18 protein-coding genes and 2 pseudogenes are annotated in these 17,285 nt (G+C 62.8%); 1 reads left to right on the top strand and 19 read right to left on the bottom strand.

Features of this window, described 5'->3' with window-relative positions:
* Positions 1–30: 30 nt before the first annotated feature.
* The 18 genes and pseudogenes from A7A09_RS04835 to A7A09_RS04750 all read right to left on the bottom strand — a co-directional run bounded on the left by A7A09_RS04835 (position 31) and on the right by A7A09_RS04750 (position 13,346).
* Positions 31–633 (bottom strand): NADH-quinone oxidoreductase subunit J, encoded by a 603-nt coding sequence (locus A7A09_RS04835; RefSeq protein WP_106690321.1) that lies wholly within the window; start codon positions 631–633, stop codon positions 31–33.
* A complete protein-coding gene (locus A7A09_RS04830; RefSeq protein ID WP_106690320.1) occupies positions 630–1,043 on the bottom strand; it encodes a carboxymuconolactone decarboxylase family protein in 414 nt (137 codons plus the stop codon). Before A7A09_RS04830 ends, A7A09_RS04835 begins: the two co-directional genes overlap by 4 nt.
* Complete coding sequence (nuoI, locus tag A7A09_RS04825; RefSeq protein ID WP_106690319.1) at positions 1,040–1,531, bottom strand: NADH-quinone oxidoreductase subunit NuoI; 492 nt, start codon at positions 1,529–1,531, stop codon at positions 1,040–1,042. Before nuoI ends, A7A09_RS04830 begins: the two co-directional genes overlap by 4 nt.
* A gap of 3 nt (positions 1,532–1,534) precedes the next feature.
* Positions 1,535–2,566: an NADH-quinone oxidoreductase subunit NuoH gene (gene nuoH, locus A7A09_RS04820; protein WP_106690318.1), complete on the bottom strand. Its 1,032-nt coding sequence runs from the start codon at positions 2,564–2,566 to the stop codon at positions 1,535–1,537.
* Between the two features lie 18 nt (positions 2,567–2,584).
* On the bottom strand, positions 2,585–3,346 hold the full coding sequence (locus tag A7A09_RS04815) for a YNQ4 family lipoprotein (RefSeq protein WP_106690317.1): 762 nt from the start codon (positions 3,344–3,346) through the stop codon (positions 2,585–2,587).
* 4 nt (positions 3,347–3,350) lie between these two features.
* Positions 3,351–5,371, bottom strand: a pseudogene (gene nuoG / locus A7A09_RS04810) (NADH-quinone oxidoreductase subunit NuoG).
* An 11-nt stretch (positions 5,372–5,382) separates the two neighbouring features.
* Positions 5,383–5,738 (bottom strand): annotated as a pseudogene (locus A7A09_RS04805) (DUF5333 domain-containing protein).
* Positions 5,739–5,908: 170 nt separating this feature from the next.
* On the bottom strand, positions 5,909–6,403 hold the full coding sequence (locus tag A7A09_RS04800; protein WP_106690316.1) for a DUF3291 domain-containing protein: 495 nt from the start codon (positions 6,401–6,403) through the stop codon (positions 5,909–5,911).
* Positions 6,400–7,695, bottom strand: a complete 1,296-nt coding sequence (nuoF, locus tag A7A09_RS04795) for an NADH-quinone oxidoreductase subunit NuoF (RefSeq protein WP_106690315.1) — start codon at positions 7,693–7,695, stop codon at positions 6,400–6,402. Before nuoF ends, A7A09_RS04800 begins: the two co-directional genes overlap by 4 nt.
* Before the next feature lie 28 nt (positions 7,696–7,723).
* Positions 7,724–7,939 carry a DUF5337 family protein gene (locus A7A09_RS04790; protein ID WP_106690314.1) on the bottom strand — a complete coding sequence of 72 codons (216 nt, stop codon included), beginning with the start codon at positions 7,937–7,939 and terminating at the stop codon, positions 7,724–7,726.
* The gene (locus tag A7A09_RS04785) at positions 7,939–8,697 is read right to left on the bottom strand and encodes a helix-hairpin-helix domain-containing protein (RefSeq protein ID WP_106690313.1); all 759 of its coding nucleotides are present in this window, start codon (positions 8,695–8,697) and stop codon (positions 7,939–7,941) included. Before A7A09_RS04785 ends, A7A09_RS04790 begins: the two co-directional genes overlap by 1 nt.
* A 32-nt stretch (positions 8,698–8,729) precedes the next feature.
* Positions 8,730–9,800: an NADH-quinone oxidoreductase subunit NuoE gene (gene nuoE / locus A7A09_RS04780; RefSeq protein WP_106690312.1), complete on the bottom strand. Its 1,071-nt coding sequence runs from the start codon at positions 9,798–9,800 to the stop codon at positions 8,730–8,732.
* A 7-nt stretch (positions 9,801–9,807) separates the two neighbouring features.
* Positions 9,808–10,155 carry a hypothetical protein gene (locus A7A09_RS04775; protein ID WP_148043607.1) on the bottom strand — a complete coding sequence of 116 codons (348 nt, stop codon included), beginning with the start codon at positions 10,153–10,155 and terminating at the stop codon, positions 9,808–9,810.
* A 19-nt stretch (positions 10,156–10,174) separates the two neighbouring features.
* Complete coding sequence (locus A7A09_RS04770; RefSeq protein WP_106690310.1) at positions 10,175–11,413, bottom strand: NADH-quinone oxidoreductase subunit D; 1,239 nt, start codon at positions 11,411–11,413, stop codon at positions 10,175–10,177.
* On the bottom strand, positions 11,413–11,835 hold the full coding sequence (locus tag A7A09_RS04765; RefSeq protein ID WP_106690309.1) for a GFA family protein: 423 nt from the start codon (positions 11,833–11,835) through the stop codon (positions 11,413–11,415). Before A7A09_RS04765 ends, A7A09_RS04770 begins: the two co-directional genes overlap by 1 nt.
* A complete protein-coding gene (locus A7A09_RS04760; protein WP_106690308.1) occupies positions 11,832–12,452 on the bottom strand; it encodes an NADH-quinone oxidoreductase subunit C in 621 nt (206 codons plus the stop codon). The genes A7A09_RS04765 and A7A09_RS04760 overlap by 4 nt, the downstream gene beginning before the upstream one ends.
* A 4-nt stretch (positions 12,453–12,456) precedes the next feature.
* Positions 12,457–12,981, bottom strand: coding sequence for a NuoB/complex I 20 kDa subunit family protein (locus A7A09_RS04755; protein ID WP_208021206.1), 525 nt, complete (start codon positions 12,979–12,981; stop codon positions 12,457–12,459).
* Entirely contained in the window at positions 12,981–13,346 is a 366-nt protein-coding gene (locus A7A09_RS04750; RefSeq protein WP_106690306.1) for an NADH-quinone oxidoreductase subunit A, read from the bottom strand. The genes A7A09_RS04755 and A7A09_RS04750 overlap by 1 nt, the downstream gene beginning before the upstream one ends.
* A 212-nt stretch (positions 13,347–13,558) precedes the next feature.
* Between A7A09_RS04750 and A7A09_RS21790 the strand changes: the two genes are divergently transcribed.
* Positions 13,559–13,681, top strand: a complete 123-nt coding sequence (locus tag A7A09_RS21790; protein WP_281277387.1) for a hypothetical protein — start codon at positions 13,559–13,561, stop codon at positions 13,679–13,681.
* A gap of 9 nt (positions 13,682–13,690) precedes the next feature.
* Here A7A09_RS21790 and pyc read toward each other — a convergent pair whose 3' ends face one another.
* Positions 13,691–17,125 carry a pyruvate carboxylase gene (gene pyc, locus A7A09_RS04745; protein WP_106690305.1) on the bottom strand — a complete coding sequence of 1,145 codons (3,435 nt, stop codon included), beginning with the start codon at positions 17,123–17,125 and terminating at the stop codon, positions 13,691–13,693.
* Between the last annotated feature and the right edge of the window lie 160 nt (positions 17,126–17,285).

The following is a 17,285-nucleotide window of genomic DNA, read 5'->3' as shown; positions in this document are numbered from 1 at the left end:
CCACGGCCATTGTTATCCAGCCACCGGCACTCAGAGCCCCTGCCCCGGCTTGATATCGCGCATCTCCATCGTCTTGGCCGGATCGCGATGCATTTGCGCCACCACATCCTGCCGCTTGATATCCCTGCGATGCCGCATGGTCAGGGTGATCGCCCCGATCATCGCCACCAGCAGGATCAGCCCGGCAAGCTGGAACGGCAGCATGTAGCGGTCATAAAGCACCAGGCCGATGGCATGCGAATTCATCGCCTCGGCGGTGATCGGAACGCTGCGCAGCGCCTCGGCCTGCTCGGCGCTTTGCCAGGCGCCCAGGGCGATGGCCAGCTGTGCCAGCAGCACCACCGCGATCAGCCCGCCAAGCGGAAGATAGCGGGCAAACTCGCCCCGAAGCTCGGCGAAATCCACGTCCAGCATCATCACCACGAAAAGGAACAGCACCGCGACCGCACCGACATAGACGATGATCAGCAGCATCGCCACGAATTCGGCGCCCTGTAGCACGAACAGTCCCGATGCCGACAGGAAGGCAAGGATCAGCCACAGCACCGAATGGACCGGGTTCCTGGACAATACGACCATCAGGCCGGCCACGCAGACAGAGATCGCGAACAGGTAGAATGCGAAAGTGATCATTCGGTCTCGTCCTTGTCAGATTCGGTGAATACGCCCTGCGCGATTTCCAGCGCCTTCTGCATCGCCGGAATACCGCCGAACATTCCCATCTGGTAGATCACCTCGGCGATTTCCCGGGGCGTCGCCCCGGCCTCGATGGCGTGGCGGATGGTCAGGCGAAGCTGCGGCTCGGCATGGGCACCCTGCACGGTCAGCGCGGCGATGGTTACCAGCAGGCGGGTCCGCGCGTCCAGACCATCGCGGTTGAAGGTCTTGCCGAACCACATTTCCAGCATGTCCGAGGGCATGGTCGGGATCAGCTTCTCGAAAGCCTTGCTGTCCACATGCTCCAGCGCAGGATTGAAGGAACGCGCCATCTCCTGCCCGGATTGCAGCATCTGCTGGAACATCTTGTTGAATGCGTCGGTCATCTGTAGGGCGCGTCGATTGCGAGGTTGCGGGCGATCTCGGCTTCCCAACGGTCACCGTTATCCAGGAGCTTCTGCTTGTCGTAGAACAGTTCTTCGCGGCTTTCGGTGGCGAATTCAAAATTCGGTCCCTCGACGATGGCATCGACCGGGCAGGCTTCCTGGCAGAAGCCGCAATAGATGCATTTCGTCATGTCGATGTCATAGCGCGTGGTGCGGCGGCTGCCATCCTCGCGCGGTTCGGCATCGATGGTGATGGCCTGCGCCGGGCAGATCGCCTCGCACAGTTTGCAGGCGATGCAGCGCTCTTCCCCGTTGGGATAGCGGCGCAGCGCGTGCTCACCGCGGAAACGGGGCGAAAGCGGCCCCTTTTCATGCGGATAGTTCAGCGTGGCCTTGGGGGCGAAGAAATACTTCATCCCGAGGCCGAAACCCTTGATGAAATCCATCATCAGGAAATACTTGGTCGCGCGGGCGATATCGAAAGCCATGTCTTATACCCCCGCCCAACGGGTCCAGAACCCGCCGAGCACTTCGTATTTTGCCAGGAACGCCACGATCACCACCCAGGCCAGCGACAGCGGCAGGAATACTTTCCAGCCGATCCGCATCAGCTGGTCATAGCGGTAACGCGGCACGATGGCCTTCACCATGGCGAACATGAAGAACCAGAAGACCATCTTCAGGAACATCCACAGCGCCCCATCGGGAATGCCGGGGATGGGCGACAGCCAGCCGCCGAAGAACAACAGCGAAATCAGCGCGCACATCAGCCACATGGCGATATATTCGCCGGCCATGAACAGCAGGTAGGGCGTCGAGGAATATTCGACCATGAAACCCGCGACCAGCTCCGATTCCGCCTCGGGCAGGTCGAAGGGCGGGCGGTTGGTCTCGGCCAGCGCCGAGACGAAGAACAGCACCAGCATCGGCAGATGCGGCAGCCAATACCAGGACAGAAGCCCCGCACCGCTTTGCGCCTCGACGATCGCGGTCAGGTTCATCGAGCCGGTCGAGATGATGATGCCGATGATGATCAGGCCAAGGCTGACCTCGTATGAAATCATTTGTGCGGCGGAGCGCAGCGAACCGAGGAACGGATATTTCGAGTTCGAGGCCCAACCGCCCATGATCACGCCATACACTTCAAGCGAGGAGACGGCGAAGATGAACAGGATGCCGACATTGATATCGGCCATCACCCAGCCCGGCGCGAAGGGAATCGCGACAAAGGCCAGCAGCGCCAGCACCATCGACAGGAAGGGCGCGAGGAAGAAGACGAACTTGTCGGCGCCCGCCGGGACGACGATTTCCTTGACGACATATTTCAGCGCGTCGGCAAAGGTCTGCAGCAGCCCCCATGGTCCGACCACGTTGGGGCCGCGCCGCATCTGCACGGCGGCCCAGATCTTGCGGTCGCCATAGACCATATAGATGAGCGAGCCCATCACAAAGGCGATCAGCGCAAGTCCCTGTAGCAGCAAGCTTAGCGCGATGCCCCAGGAGGATGCCCAAAAATCAGCCATATCGCCTGTTCCTCTTTCTCATGCCGCGGGAATGCCGCGCGCCTTGCATTCGCGCAAGGCATCTTCTGTTTCCATCACCCGCAGCCCCAGTGGCTTCTCGTCCGAGATCGTGAAGGCGGCGTCGATCAGCAACTTGCCGTCGCGCGTGTCCTGTAACGTGCGGATATGACGCCCGTAATGCGTTCCCTCGGCCTTGGCCCAACCTGCCAGCGCGCAGGTGGCATACGAAAAGGCGATATCGGCGTCCACCCCCTTGCGCAGATTCGCGACCACGCTGACCAGATCGTCGCCCTTGCCCTTGTTCAGCACCGTGACCTTCGTGCCGATGAACATCTCGGGATCGATCTCGGTGCCTTCCTTCCAGGTCGGCAAGGCGGGCTGCGTCCTGGCGGCAAAAGCCTTCAATGCCTTTTGCTGCGCAGTCATTTCCGGTGGCCGGCCAGCCCCCCTTGCAGGGGCGGCCGCGCCAGGTATCTCCAGTTCGAGATTGGCGTTGAGCGCCATCAGTTCTTCTTCGGTGACGGCGAAGGCATCCTTCCCCCCGGGACTGTCGAGATCCATCGAAGTGACCTCTCCATCCGGTTCGAGAATCAGGATCTCGCCCGATTTGGTCGAGATCCGCGCCCGTGTCAGTGTCGCGCCATCGGGGGTCGCGAGACGCGCGGTCAGTTGCTCGGGCTTGCTGGGCGGACGATCGTCGCCCGCACCGCAACCGGCCAGCAGCGCCAGCCCCAGAAGGGCGGCACTCAGGCTGACGGGCTGGCGAAGGGCTGGCCGCATGGCGTTACTCCGCGGCAATCGCCGGCGCCTGGCGCGCGGCGGCCATCCGCGACAACTCGCCCATCAGGGGCGAGCTGCGCGCGATCGGGTTGGTCAGATAGAAATCCTTGACCGGATTGACGAAACCGGCGCGTCCAAGATCGGCAGGCGGCAGCGGCTGCCATTCGTTCTGTGGCACTTCGTCGATCCGGGCCAGATGCGGCACCGCCGCAACCAGCGCGCGGCGCAACTGCGCCAGGCTGTCCCAGGGCAGGGTCTGACCCAGGTCCGCCGAAAGCGCGCGCAGGATGGCCCAGTTTTCCTTGGCCTCGCCCGGTGCGAAATTGGCGCGCATGGCAAGCTGGGGACGGCCCTCGGTATTCACGAACAGCCCGTTTTCCTCGGTATAGCAGGCCGCAGGCAGGATGATATCGGCGCGATGCGCGCCCCGGTCGCCATGGCTGCCCTGGTAGATCACCAACGGCCCTGCGGCGATTTCGACCTCGTCGGCGCCCAGGTTGAAGATCACCTCGGCACCGTCGATGGCCGCAGGCAATCCGCCCTCGGTCACAGCATTCACATCCATCGCGCCGACACGGCTGGCGGCGGTATGCAGGATCAGCAGCTTCGAATTGGAATTCTCGGCCAGCTTCATCGCATGGGCCAGAACCGCCTCGCCATCGGCTTCGCGGATCGCCCCCTGCCCGACGATCACGACGGTCGGCTTGCCGCGCGTCTCGTCGCTGATCTCTTGCGAGCTGAGCTTTTCGAGCGCGGCGCGATCCGTGCCGATATGGGCATAATCATAGGTCAGATCGACCGCCTCGCCGACCAGCCCGATCTGCGCGCCCTTGATCCATGCCTTGCGGATCCGGGCGTTCAGCACCGGTGCCTCGTCGCGCGGATTGGTGCCGATCAACTGGATCATCGCGGCGTTGTCGATATCCTCGATCCGCGCCGTGCCGGCATAGCCAGAACGATTTCCGGCGGGCAGCTTCGCCCCGTCGGTGCGGCACTCGACATTGCCGCCAAGCCCCTCGACCAGGGTCCTGAGGCTGAAGGCAGCCTCGACCGGGGCCAGATCGCCGATCAGCCCCGCCACTTTCTTGCCCTGCATGGCGCGGGCGGCGGCGGTCAGGGCCTCGGGCCAGGTCGCGGGCCGCAATTTGCCATTCTCGCGGATATAGGGCTTGTCCAGCCGCTGGCGGCGCAGCCGTCCCAGACAAAGCGGGACTTGTCGCTGATCCATTCCTCGTTCACGCCGTCATGGTTGCGCGGCATGATCCGCATCACCTCGCGCCCCTTGGTATCGACGCGGATATTGCTGCAAAGCGCATCCATCACGTCGATGCTCTCGGTCTTGGTCAATTCCCACGGGCGGGCGGTGAAGGCATAGGGCTTGCTGACCAGCGCGCCCACCGGGCAGAGATCGATGATATTGCCCTGCAGGTTCGAGGCCAGCGTCTCGTTCAGGTAACTGGTGATCTCGCTATCCTCGCCGCGCCCGGTCTGGCCCATCTGGGTGATCCCGGCCACCTCGGAGGTAAAGCGCACGCAGCGGGTGCAGGAAATGCAGCGGGTCATGTGGGTCTCGACCAGCGGACCGAGATTCAGTTCCTCGGAGGCCCGCTTGGGCTCGCGATAGCGGCTGAAATCGACGCCGTAAGCCATGGCCTGGTCCTGCAGATCGCATTCGCCGCCCTGGTCGCAGATCGGGCAATCCAGCGGATGGTTGATCAGCAGGAATTCCATCACCCCTTCGCGGGCCTTCTTGACCATCGGGCTGTTGGTGCGGATTTCCGGCGGAGCGCCCTCGGGCCCGGGACGCAAATCCTTGACCTGCATGGCGCAGGAGGCGGCGGGCTTGGGCGGGCCGCCGACCACCTCGACCAGGCACATCCGGCAATTGCCTGCGATCGACAGCCGCTCGTGATAGCAGAAACGCGGGATCTCGACCCCGGCCTGCTCGCAAGCCTGGATCAGGGTCAGATTGGGATCGACATCGATTTCATTGCCGTCGATCTTGATTGTCCGCGTATCGGCCATCATTGCAATCCTTACTTGGCACTCAGAAGCGATCCAGTGACCGTCTTCTTCGCGATTTCGTCCCGCCCGAGGCGGCAATAACTCTCTGCATCACCCTTTGTCACGCCATTGCGTGCCATGTAATCCTCGGCCACGCCATAAATGCGGTCCTTGTCGGGCCTGCTGTCGAGGAACGCATCGATCTGTGCCTCGGAATAGCCCTTGCCGCGGGCGATTTCTTGAGCGCGCGGGCCTGCGACCAGGCATAGACCATGCGCGCGTCGATCGAGGGACATTCGCGCCGGATCCGGTCGGCGATCCGCGCCGCGATCAGCCTGTCGTTGATATACCGCTCCTGGCTGAGCGGTTCCAGCGCGGTGGCGGGCATCGCGCTCAGGGTCAGGGTCGTCGCGGCAAGGGCTGCCGCCATGCGGGTGCGAATGGTTCTCATGGCTCGTGCCTCCTTCTCGTTATGGCAGGAACCATAACGATCAGGGCGCGGGAAAGGTCCGACACGACCTCGTGCGCGAGACTTGTGGATATGCGCCGAGCGATCCATCAGCCGGCCTCCCCTTCACAGCCGCGCGACCGCCAGAGGCGGGCCTGTTCCAGCCATGACCACCCGAAAGCGTGATCGCTGTCGCCATGCTGGCGCAGATATTCAAGCCTTTCCATGGCCTCGTCCAGGGACGGACGATGGCCTTGCGGCACATGCCACATCACGAAATGCATCTGGCCCAGGATCTCGAACCATTCGGCCCGGCGCTGGTAGAATTGCCGGTGAACCGTCTGCCAGACAAATTTTTCGAGGCTTGCGACATCTTCCCAAACGGTCAGATTGGCCACGAAACGCGGGTCACCGCCGATATTATTCTCGGTATTGCCGGTCCCGGGCTCGCCCGAGCCCTCCATCATCCAGACAAAGCCGGGCATCCGCGTGCCAAGCCCGTTCACGCGGTCAAGCGCCGCCATGAACTCGCCCACGCGCGGATCATCGGGCGGCGCGACCAGCCGGCCGATATTCAGCTCTGCAAGATGAAGCCGGTCGCTCATTCCGCCGCCATCGCCCCCATGCGCCCGCTGCGTTTCGCCTTGATCCGGTCCTCGATCTCTTCGCGGAAATTGCGGATCAGGCCCTGTATCGGCCATGCCGCCGCGTCGCCAAGCGCGCAGATCGTGTGCCCCTCGACCTGCTTGGTCACGTCCAGCAGCATGTCGATCTCTTCGACCTCGGCCTCGCCGCGGACCAGTCGGTCCATGACCCGCATCATCCAGCCGGTGCCCTCGCGGCAGGGCGTGCATTGCCCGCAGCTTTCATGCTTGAAGAATTTCGACAGCCGCCAGACTGCCTTGATGACATCGGTGGACTGGTCCATCACGATCATGCAGGCGGTGCCGAAGCTGGATTTCAGATCGCGCATGCCGTCGTAATCCATGATCGCGGCTTCGCATTGCTCGGCGGTCAGGATCGGGCAGGAGGCGCCGCCCGGGATCACCGCCTTGAGGTTCTTCCAGCCGCCGCGCACGCCGCCGCCATGTTTCTCGATCAGCTCCTTCATGCTGATCGACATGGCCTCTTCGACCACGCAGGTATTGTTCACATGGCCGGTCAGGCCGAACAGCTTGACGCCGGCATTGTTGGGGCGGCCAAAGCCCGCGAACCATTCCGGGCCGCGCCGCAGGATGGTCGGCACCACGGCAATGGATTCGACATTGTTTACCGTGGTCGGGCAACCGTAAAGCCCCGCCCCCGCCGGGAAGGGAGGCTTCATCCGGGGCATGCCCTTCTTGCCCTCGAGGCTTTCCAGCAGCGCGGTTTCCTCGCCGCAGATATAGGCGCCGGCGCCGTGATGCAGGTAGCAGTCGAAATCCCATCCCGATCCGGCGGCATTCGCCCCCAGCAGCCCGGCATCGTAGCATTCGTCGATGGCGGCCTGCAGCGCCTCGCGCTCTCGGATATATTCGCCGCGCAGATAGATATAGCAGGCATGCGCGCCCATGGCGAAACTGGCGATCAGCGCGCCTTCGATCAGCGTATGCGGATCATGGCGCATGATCTCGCGGTCCTTGCAGGTCGCGGGCTCGGATTCATCGGCATTGATGACCAGATAGGACGGGCGGCCATCGCTTTCCTTGGGCATGAAGGACCATTTCAACCCGGTCGGGAAACCCGCCCCGCCGCGTCCGCGCAGGCCCGAGGCCTTGACCTCCTCGACGATCTTGTCGCGCCCCCGGCCGATGATATCGGCGGTGCCGTCCCAATGACCACGCTTTCTTGCGCCATTGAGGCTGCGGTCGCCCATACCGTAGAGGTTGGTAAATATGCGATCCTGGTCTTTCAGCATCTAACCCTCATTCCTCATCATCCGGGCGTTACGCATTGTTCCTGCGCCGCCAGATACGCCAGGTCACGAGCAGCGACCAGACAAAAGCGCCGATGGCGGCAAGATCGAACAGATAGGCCCATTTCGCCGCCCAACTGTAATGACCTCCGAGCCATTGCATGGCCAGCCACGCGACCATCGCCACGGCGATCACCACGGCCGCGAGCCGCATCTGTGCCGTATCCTGGTCGCGCTGGCGGTCCATCAGTAAATATCACCCTCTTCGACGCGCTTCGAAAACTCCGTCTCGCCGCCCTGCGCGAGGATGCGGGCCTGTCCGACCCAGTCATCGCCGCGGATACGGCTGCCCATCCGGCCGATCACCCCGGCAAAATGGTCCATCTCATCCTCACCCCATTCGGCGATCTGCGCGAAACGGGTCACTCCCTGCTTGCGCAGCTTCTTTTCAAGTTTCGGACCGATCCCCTTGATTCGCTTCAAATCATCGGGTTCACCCTGAGTCCCGGGCGCGGATTTGGCCGGTTTCCCGCCCTGCTTCTGCTTTTTCTGTTCCTGCGGATTTTGCTGCTGCTTCTTCCGCTTCTCGGCCGGTTGCTGGTCAACCCGAACTTCATCCGTCTCGACGGGCGCTCCGGCCACGATGCTTACCCTGTCGGCGGGTTTGCCATCGGAAGTGTTCGTTTCAGGAACATCACCTTCTACGGAGGCGTCACCAGTCGCGCCACTGCTCACCATACCGATGGCGGTTGCATCACCTTCCGATCGCTGCGCTCGCGCATCTGCCGGGAAAGATAAGGGGCGCCGCTCTTCCTCGGTCTCGGCAGGCGTGCCGTCGCATAACAGCCAGATCAGGAAACGCCCCATCAGGACCGCGGCGACCAGCCCCAGAAACAAACCCTCGTACCACCGCAACGGGCCGATCCCGGCAGTCACGATCCAGACCAGGAAACCCAGTCCCGCTCCGGCAATCCAGCAGTTTCTGTTGCAACTCGCGATCGGCATTCATTCTCTCCCTGTCCTAGCTGAGCGGTGCCTCACTCCTCATCATAACGGTGATCCTGTTCGGCGCGGGTTGAAAATTCGGTCTTGCCGCCCTCGGCGAGGATCTTCGCCTGCGCAACCCATTCGTCACGGGAGGCACGGCCCTTGAACCCTTCCAGATTTGCGTCAACCCAGGCCAGTTCGTCCGGCCCCCAGGAAGCGATCTGGTCGAAATGCCAGAAACCAAGGCTGTTCAACAATTTTTCCAGTTTCGGCCCGACACCCTTGATCAGCTTGAGATCATCAGCGGCACCGTCTTTCGGGGCGTCGAGTCCCTGCGGCCGGCGGCCCGTCTCTTCCGCTGCATCTGCGGCGACCGCATGTTCACGGGCCGGTTCCGCGGCTGCCTCACGGGTGGATTTCAGCCATTTCGTCAGGATAGGCGCCTCGCTGCCGTCGATCCGCTTGACCGTCTCGCCGAACTCGCGGGCCAGGGCGGCGCTGGCATTCAGATCGCCGCCACCGCCGCCGTGATCCTGCAGGCTGGTCAACCCATCGGCAGGCTCCGAGGCAAAGCGGCCATTCTGCGGCCCCGGCAGCGGCACCTTGCCCTCGGAAAAGGCGTCGATCAGCGCCTCGAGCTTTGCAGGTGTCAGATCCTCGTAGTAATCCTTGCCGATCTGGGCCATCGGCGCATTGGCACAGGCCCCCAGGCATTCGACCTCTTCCCAGCTGAACTTGCCATCGGCCGACAGGGTATGCGGCGAAGGGGCGATCCTGCGCTTGCATATCTCGATCAGGTCCTCGGCCCCGCAGATCATGCAGCTCGTCGTGCCGCAAATCTGGATATTCGCCACGCTTCCAACAGGTTGAAGCTGGAACATGAAGTAGAATGTCGCCACTTCCAGCGCGCGGATATGCGGCATGCCCAGCAGATCGGCGCAATATTCGATGGCGGGACGGCTCAGCCAGCCCTCCTGCTCCTGTGCGCGCCAAAGCACCGGGATGATCGCCGATTGCTGGCGGCCTTCCGGATATTTGGTCATCTGCGCCCTTGCCCATTCCAGATTGGTGGGCGTGAACTCGAAGCTGTCCGGCTGGACGGGATGAAGTCGGCGAAGCATGAAACCCTCAGCTCATCGCGAAAAGCGACAGGAAGGCGCCGAATGCGGCAGCCCCCCCGATCGCAAGATGAAGCCAGAACGGATGTCCCGCCCGGCGATAAATATATGTGTCACCCAGTCCGATGACGGCGATCGCCACCAGCAGGCCGAACAGAACCCTTGGCGCCCCGATCCAGGAGGCGATCAGCGCTAGCGCCGTCAGTCCGGCATAGCGGACCAGCATGGCCTGGGGCAGCATCTCGACCCGGTGCTGGATCAGCTTGAGCCCGGATTGCTTGTTGAACGCAAGCAGCACCGTCACGCCGATCATGGCCAGCGCCAGTAACCATCCCAACCAGTTAACCAGAGTTGCCATCACGCGGCCTCCTTACCCATTACCTGTCCACCTCACCGAACACGATATCCATCGTGCCGATAATCGCCGAAACATCGGCCAGCATATGCCCCTTGCTCATCCAGTCGATGGATTGCAGATGCAAAAAGCCCGGCGCGCGCAGCTTGGCGCGATAGGGCTTGTTCGTCCCGTCGCTGACCAGGTAGACGCCGAATTCGCCCTTGGGTGCCTCGACCGCGGCATAGACCTCGCCGGCGGGCACGTGAAAGCCCTCGGTATAGAGCTTGAAGTGATGGATCAGGCTCTCCATGTCGCGCTTCATCTCGGCACGCTTGGGCGGAGCCAGCTTGCCGCGCGCCATGACATCGCCCGCAGGCTCGGCCCGCAGCTTGGCGATGGCCTGCCGCATGATGCTGACGGATTGACGCATCTCTTCCATGCGGATCAGGTAGCGATCATAGCAATCGCCATTCTTGCCGACCGGGATCTGGAACTCGAATTCGTCATAGCATTCATAGGGCTGGTTGCGCCGCAAATCCCAGGCCATGCCCGAGCCGCGCACCATCACGCCGGAATAGCCCCAATCAAGGCAATCCTGCTCATGCACCACGCCGATATCGACATTGCGCTGCTTGAAGATCCGGTTCTCGGTCAGCAGCCCGTCCAGATCGTCCACCACCTTGAGGAAGGGATCGCACCAGGCCTCGATATCGTCGATCAGCTCGGGAGGCAGGTCCTGGTGAACGCCGCCGGGCCGGAAATAGGCCGAGTGCAGCCGCGCACCGCAGGCGCGCTCATAGAACACCATCAGCTTCTCGCGTTCCTCGAAGCCCCAGAGCGGCGGGGTCAGCGCGCCGACATCCATGGCCTGGGTGGTCACGTTCAGCAGGTGGTTCAGGATCCGGCCGATCTCGGAATAGAGAACCCGGATCAGGCTGGCGCGGCGCGGGATCACCGTGCCGGTCAGCCTCTCGATGGCCAGGCACCAGGCATGTTCCTGGTTCATCGGCGCCACGTAATCGAGGCGGTCGAAATAGGGCAGGTTCTGCAGGTAGGTGCGGCTTTCCATCAGCTTTTCGGTGCCGCGATGCAGCAGGCCGATATGCGGGTCGCAGCGTTCGACAACCTCGCCGTCCAGCTCAAGCACCATGCGCAAAACCCCATGCGCAGCAGGGTGTTGCGGGCCGAAATTGATGTTGAAGTTGCGGATTCGCTGCTCACCGATCAACTGATCGGAACTGCCATCGTCATAGCTGTTGTTGCGGATATCGCCGTCCATCACTCTGCCTCCTGTTCCGGGGCAACCATCGCCATGAACTCGGGTCCCGTCATGCGCGGATGCTCCCCCGCCAGATCGTAGCTGGATGGTTTTTCATCGATGAAAATTTCACTTTCCAGTGGAAACTGCGAAGGATCCTCGAAACATCCGGCCGAAGCGACATGATGCGCACCATCCACGGTTCTGTACAGCAATGAACTGCCGCATTCGGAACAAAACAACCGCTCGGCCCATTCCGAAGAGCGGTAAACGCCCAGTCTGGCATCATCCTTGAAAACGGGTGCCTCGGCCAAATCCACCGCGATATTTATTCCGCCCGTCCATTTCCGGCACATGGCACAATGGCAGACCGATGCACCAGCCTTGGGAACAGCGGAGAAACGAACCGCGCCGCACAGACATTGACCATTCAAGGCGGTCATTTCGCTGTTTCCTTCTCATCGCCGGGCAATACGTATTTCGCCCCCTCCCAAGGGGAGAGGAAATCGAATTGACGGTATTCCTGGGTCAGATTGACGGGCTCGTAGACCACCCGCTTCTCGGATTCGTCGTAGCGAACCTCGACATAGCCGGTCGTCGGGAAATCCTTGCGCAGCGGATGGCCGCGGAACCCGTAATCGGTCAACAGGCGGCGCAAGTCCGGATGGCCCGAGAACATGATCCCGAACATGTCGAAAATCTCGCGTTCGAACCAGTTGGCCGAGGGGTGGATCCTGATCAGCGAGGGCACGATCTCATCCTCGCGGATGGCGACCTTCACGCGGATGCGCTGGTTCTGATACATCGACAGGAAATGCCAGACCACGTCGAAACGCTGCTGGCGGGCCGGGTAATCGACCGCGGTGATATCCACCAGCGTCGAGAAACGGCAACTGGAATCGCTGCGCAGGAATTCGACCAGGTCGAGCAATCCGCTGACCGTGCTGGTCACGTTCAACTCGTCATGTTCGACCGTGGCGTCCAGCACCTCGTTGCTGCGGCGCAGCTTGATATGCTCGCCCAATTGTTCCAGCGCGTCGAGATCGGGATAGACAGCCATATCGTTACCTCACCAGCGTGCCGGTGCGCCGGATGCGGCGCTGAAGTTGCAGGATGCCGTAAAGCAGCGCCTCGGCGGTCGGCGGGCAGCCGGGGACGTAGATGTCCACCGGAACGATGCGGTCGCAGCCGCGCACCACCGAGTAGCTGTAATGGTAATAGCCGCCGCCATTCGCGCAGGACCCCATGGAGATGACATAGCGCGGCTCGGGCATCTGGTCATAGACCTTGCGCAGCGCAGGCGCCATCTTGTTGGTCAAAGTGCCGGCGACGATCATCAGGTCCGACTGGCGCGGAGAGGCGCGCGGCGCGGTGCCGAAACGCTCCACATCATATCGGGGCATCGAGACCTGCATCATCTCGACCGCGCAGCAGGCCAGCCCGAAGGTCATCCAGTGCAGCGAGCCGTTGCGCGCCCAGTTGATGATATCCTCGGTCGTGGTCAGCAGGAAACCCTTGTCCTGCAATTCCGAGTTCAGGGCCTTCGTCGCGAATTCGCGGTCGGCCCCGGCGGTATTGGCACCGGTCATCACGCCCATTCCAGCGCCCCTTTCTTCCATTCATAGGCAAAGCCGATGGTCAGCACGGCAAGGAATACCATCATCGACCAGAAGGCCGCGTCCGACAGCCCCGCGAAACCCACCGCCCAGGGGAACAGGAAGGCCACTTCAAGGTCGAAGATGATGAACAGGATCGAGACCAGGTAGAACCGGACATCGAATTTCATCCGCGCATCGTCGAAGGCGTTGAAACCGCATTCATAGGCGCTGACCTTTTCGGGGTCGGGATTGCGGACCGCAATCACCACGGCGGCGAGAATCAGGACCAGCGCAAGGCCGGAGGCCATCGCGGCAAAGACGAGGATCGGCAGATATTCCTGCAGAAGATGTTCCACGGGCAAAATCCCCTTGTCGGTCGCGAGGATCCTGCTGGCTGCCCCGCGACGGGTTGGCTTGGGCCGGGTTTAGACCCGACAGCCAGCGGGGTCAACGGCCCCGGGCATCTTGGTAATCCACGAAATGTGGCGATTTTTCTCTTTTTTCCCGCAGGTCGATCCGGCCACATATCCACGCACCGCGATAGCGGCGCCGGGGATGCAGCGCCGCCGTGCTTTACACGAGCGAATTTCAGGCCGCCTATTTCTACCAGCGCAATGGCTGGCCAACCATTGGCGAGGCCGCCCGCGATCCGCCGGGCAGCGCCCGGATCTTCATGACCAGGCAGTCGTGACCGGCTCCGCTATTCGATCTCCACCATCAGGTCCTTGGCGTCGATCTGCGCGCCGGGAGAGACATGCAGTGCCTTGATCGTGCCGTCGTGATCGGCGTGAATCGCGGTTTCCATCTTCATCGCCTCGATGGTCAGCAGCAGATCGCCCTGTTTCACCGCCTGCCCCGCGCTGACCGCGACCGAGGCCACCACGCCGGGCATCGGCGCGCCGACATGGCCGGCATTCGACGGCTCCGCCTTGGGCCGTGCCACGGTCTCGGAGGTCACCTTGCGGTTCGGCACCCGGACACTGCGCGGCTGGCCGTTGAGCTCGAAGAATACCTTGACCTCGCCCTTCTCGTCAGTCTCGCCAAGGGTCTGGAAACGGATTTCCAGCGTCTTGCCGGGATCGATCTCGGCGGTGATCTCCTCTCCGGGTTCCATGCCGTAAAAGAAGTTCCGTGTCGGCAGGGTGCGCACCGGGCCATAGATGCGGTGGCGGCCCATGTAATCGAGGAACACCTTGGGATACATCAGGTAACCGTTCAGATCCTCGTCATCGACGGGTTTGCCTTCCAGTTCCCTGGAAAGCCTGGCCCGCTCTGCCTCCAGGTCGATCGGGGGCAGATGGGCGCCGGGACGATCCGTGATCGGAGTCTCGCCCTTGAGAATCTTCTTCTGGATCGCCTCGGGCCAGCCGCCGGGGGGTTGCCCCAGGCTGCCGCGCATCATGTCGATGACCGAGTCGGGGAAGCTGACATCCACGGCCGGGTCCATCACCTGTTCGGGCGTCAGGTTCTGCGCCACCATCATCAGCGCCATGTCGCCCACCACTTTCGACGAGGGCGTGACCTTGACGATATCGCCGAACATGCGGTTCACATCGGCATAGGCCTGCGCGACCTCGTGCCAGCGGTCCTCCAGCCCCATCGAGCGCGCCTGCGCCTTGAGATTGGTGAACTGGCCGCCCGGCATCTCGTGCAGGTAGATCTCGGAGGCCGGGGCCTGCAGACCGGATTCGAAGGCCGCGTAATTGTCGCGCACCCGCTCCCAGTAATTCGAGATGGCGCGGATATGGCCGATATCGAGGCCGGTGTCGCGTTCCGTCCCGGCCAGCGCCTCGACCACCGAACCGAGCGTCGGCTGCGAGGTATTGCCCGACAGCGCGTCCATGGCGCAATCCACCGCATCCACGCCTGCCGCAGCGGCGGCAAGGATCGTCGCGCCGCCCATGCCGCTGGTGTCATGGGTGTGGAAATGGATCGGCAGGCCGACCTCTTCCTTGAGCGCCTTGACCAGCACCGTGGCGGCGGCGGGTTTCAGCAAGCCCGCCATGTCCTTGAGCCCCAGCACATGCGCTCCGGCGGCCTTCAGGTCCCTGGCGGTCTTGACGTAGTATTTCAGGTCGTATTTCGACCGATCCGGATCCAGCATGTCGCCGGTATAACAGACCGAGCCCTCGCAGATCTTGCCGGATTCGATCACCGCATCCATGGCCACGCGCATGTTCTCGACCCAGTTCAGGCTGTCGAAGACACGGAATACATCGACCCCGGTTTCCGCCGCCTGCTTGACGAAGAACTGCACCACGTTATCGGGATAATTGGTATAGCCGACCCCGTTCGAGGCGCGCAGCAGCATCTGCGTCATCAGGTTGGGCATATGCGCGCGGATGTCGCGCAGCCGCTGCCAGGGGCATTCCTGCAGGAAACGGTAAGCCACGTCGAAGGTCGCCCCGCCCCAGCATTCGACGCTGAACAATTGCGGCAGGTTGGCGGCATAAGTGGGCGCGACCCGGATCATGTCGATCGAGCGCATCCGCGTGGCCAACAGCGACTGATGCCCGTCGCGCATGGTCGTGTCGGTGATCAGCAACTGCTTTTGCGCGGCCATCCAGTCGGCCACGGCCTGCGGACCCTTTTCCTCAAGCAATTGCCGCGTGCCGGGGACGGGATCGGCGGCGGGCGGCGGCAACAGGAAGGCGCGGGCCTGGGCGGGCGGCGCTTCGCGGCCTGCTGTTTCGGGATGGCCGTTCACGGTGATATCGGCCAGGTAGGTCAGGATCTTCGTCGCCCGGTCGCGGCGCTTGCGGAAGGTGAACAGCTCGGGCGTCGTGTCGATGAATTTCGTCGTGTAGGTGTCATCGAGGAAGGTCGGATGTTTCAGCAGGTTGATGACGAAATCGATATTCGTGCTGACGCCGCGCACCCGGAACTCACGCAGCGCCCGGTCCATCCGCTTGATCGCCTGATCGGGCGTCTGCGCCCATGCCGTCACCTTGACCAGCAGCGAATCGTAATAACGGGTGATGACGCCGCCCGAATAGGCGGTGCCGCCATCCAGCCGGATCCCCATGCCGGTGGCCGAGCGATAGGCGGTGATGCGGCCGTAATCGGGGATGAAATTGTTCTGCGGATCCTCGGTCGTCACCCGGCATTGCAGCGCATGGCCCGACAGCTCGATCTCGCCTTGTGCCCCTGCCCCGGTCGCCGCGGCCAGGGTAGCGCCCTCGGCGATCTTGATCTGGGCCTGAACGATGTCGATGCCAGTGACCTCTTCGGTCACGGTATGCTCGACCTGCACGCGCGGGTTCACCTCGATGAAATAGAACTGCTGGCTGTCCATATCCATCAGGAACTCGACCGTGCCGGCGTTCTGGTAACCCACCGCCTCGCCGATCCTGAGCGCAAGGGCGCAGACCTCCTGCCGCTGCGCCTCGGTCAGATAGGGGGCGGGCGCGCGCTCGACCACCTTCTGGTTGCGGCGCTGCACGGTGCAGTCACGCTCATACAGGTGATAAAGCCCGCCATGGCTGTCGCCCAGCAACTGCACCTCGACATGACGGGCGCGCAGGATCATCTTTTCCAGGTAACCCTCGCCATTGCCAAAGGCGGCCTCGGCCTCGCGCCTTCCCTCGCGGACCTTGTCGATCAGCTCGTCCGGGCCATTGATCGGGCGCATGCCGCGCCCGCCGCCGCCCCAGGAAGCCTTGAGCATCAGCGGATAGCCGATCTCGCCCGCCTCTTTCCTGATGGCGTCGAAATCATCCCCCAGAACCTCGGTCGCGGGGATGACCGGCACACCGGCCTCGATCGCCACCCTCCGGGCGCTGGCCTTGTCGCCAAGGGCGCGCATGGTTTCGGCCCTGGGACCGATGAAGGTGATCCCGGCCTCAAAGCAGGCATCGACGAAATCGGGATTCTCGGAGAGCAGGCCATAGCCCGGATGGATCGCGTCGGCGCCCGACTCCTTGGCCACCCGGATGATCTCGGGGATCGACAGATAGGCCGCGACCGGCCCCAGCCCCTCGCCGATGCGGTAGGCCTCGTCCGCCTTGAAGCGGTGCAGGCCCAGCTTGTCCTCTTCGGCATAGATGGCAACCGTCCGCTTGCCCAGCTCATTTGCTGCACGCATGACGCGAATGGCGATCTCGCCACGGTTGGCAATCAGGATCTTTTGAAACATGCCGGCCCCCTATCGTCGGTTTGGCGCATCCTAGCGATGCTGCACCGCAGCGCAAGCATCTGTATCACCGATCCCACCTTGGGATGAGAGCGGGCGCCCGTCAGCGGATCGCAAGACGCACCCGCCCGAACAGTTCCGGCCTGTGCGGAACCATGTCCAG

It is taken from the genome of Paracoccus methylarcula (assembly GCF_003007735.2).
Classification (GTDB): domain Bacteria; phylum Pseudomonadota; class Alphaproteobacteria; order Rhodobacterales; family Rhodobacteraceae; genus Paracoccus; species Paracoccus methylarcula.
This window is presented reverse-complemented; position numbering and strand designations above follow the sequence as displayed.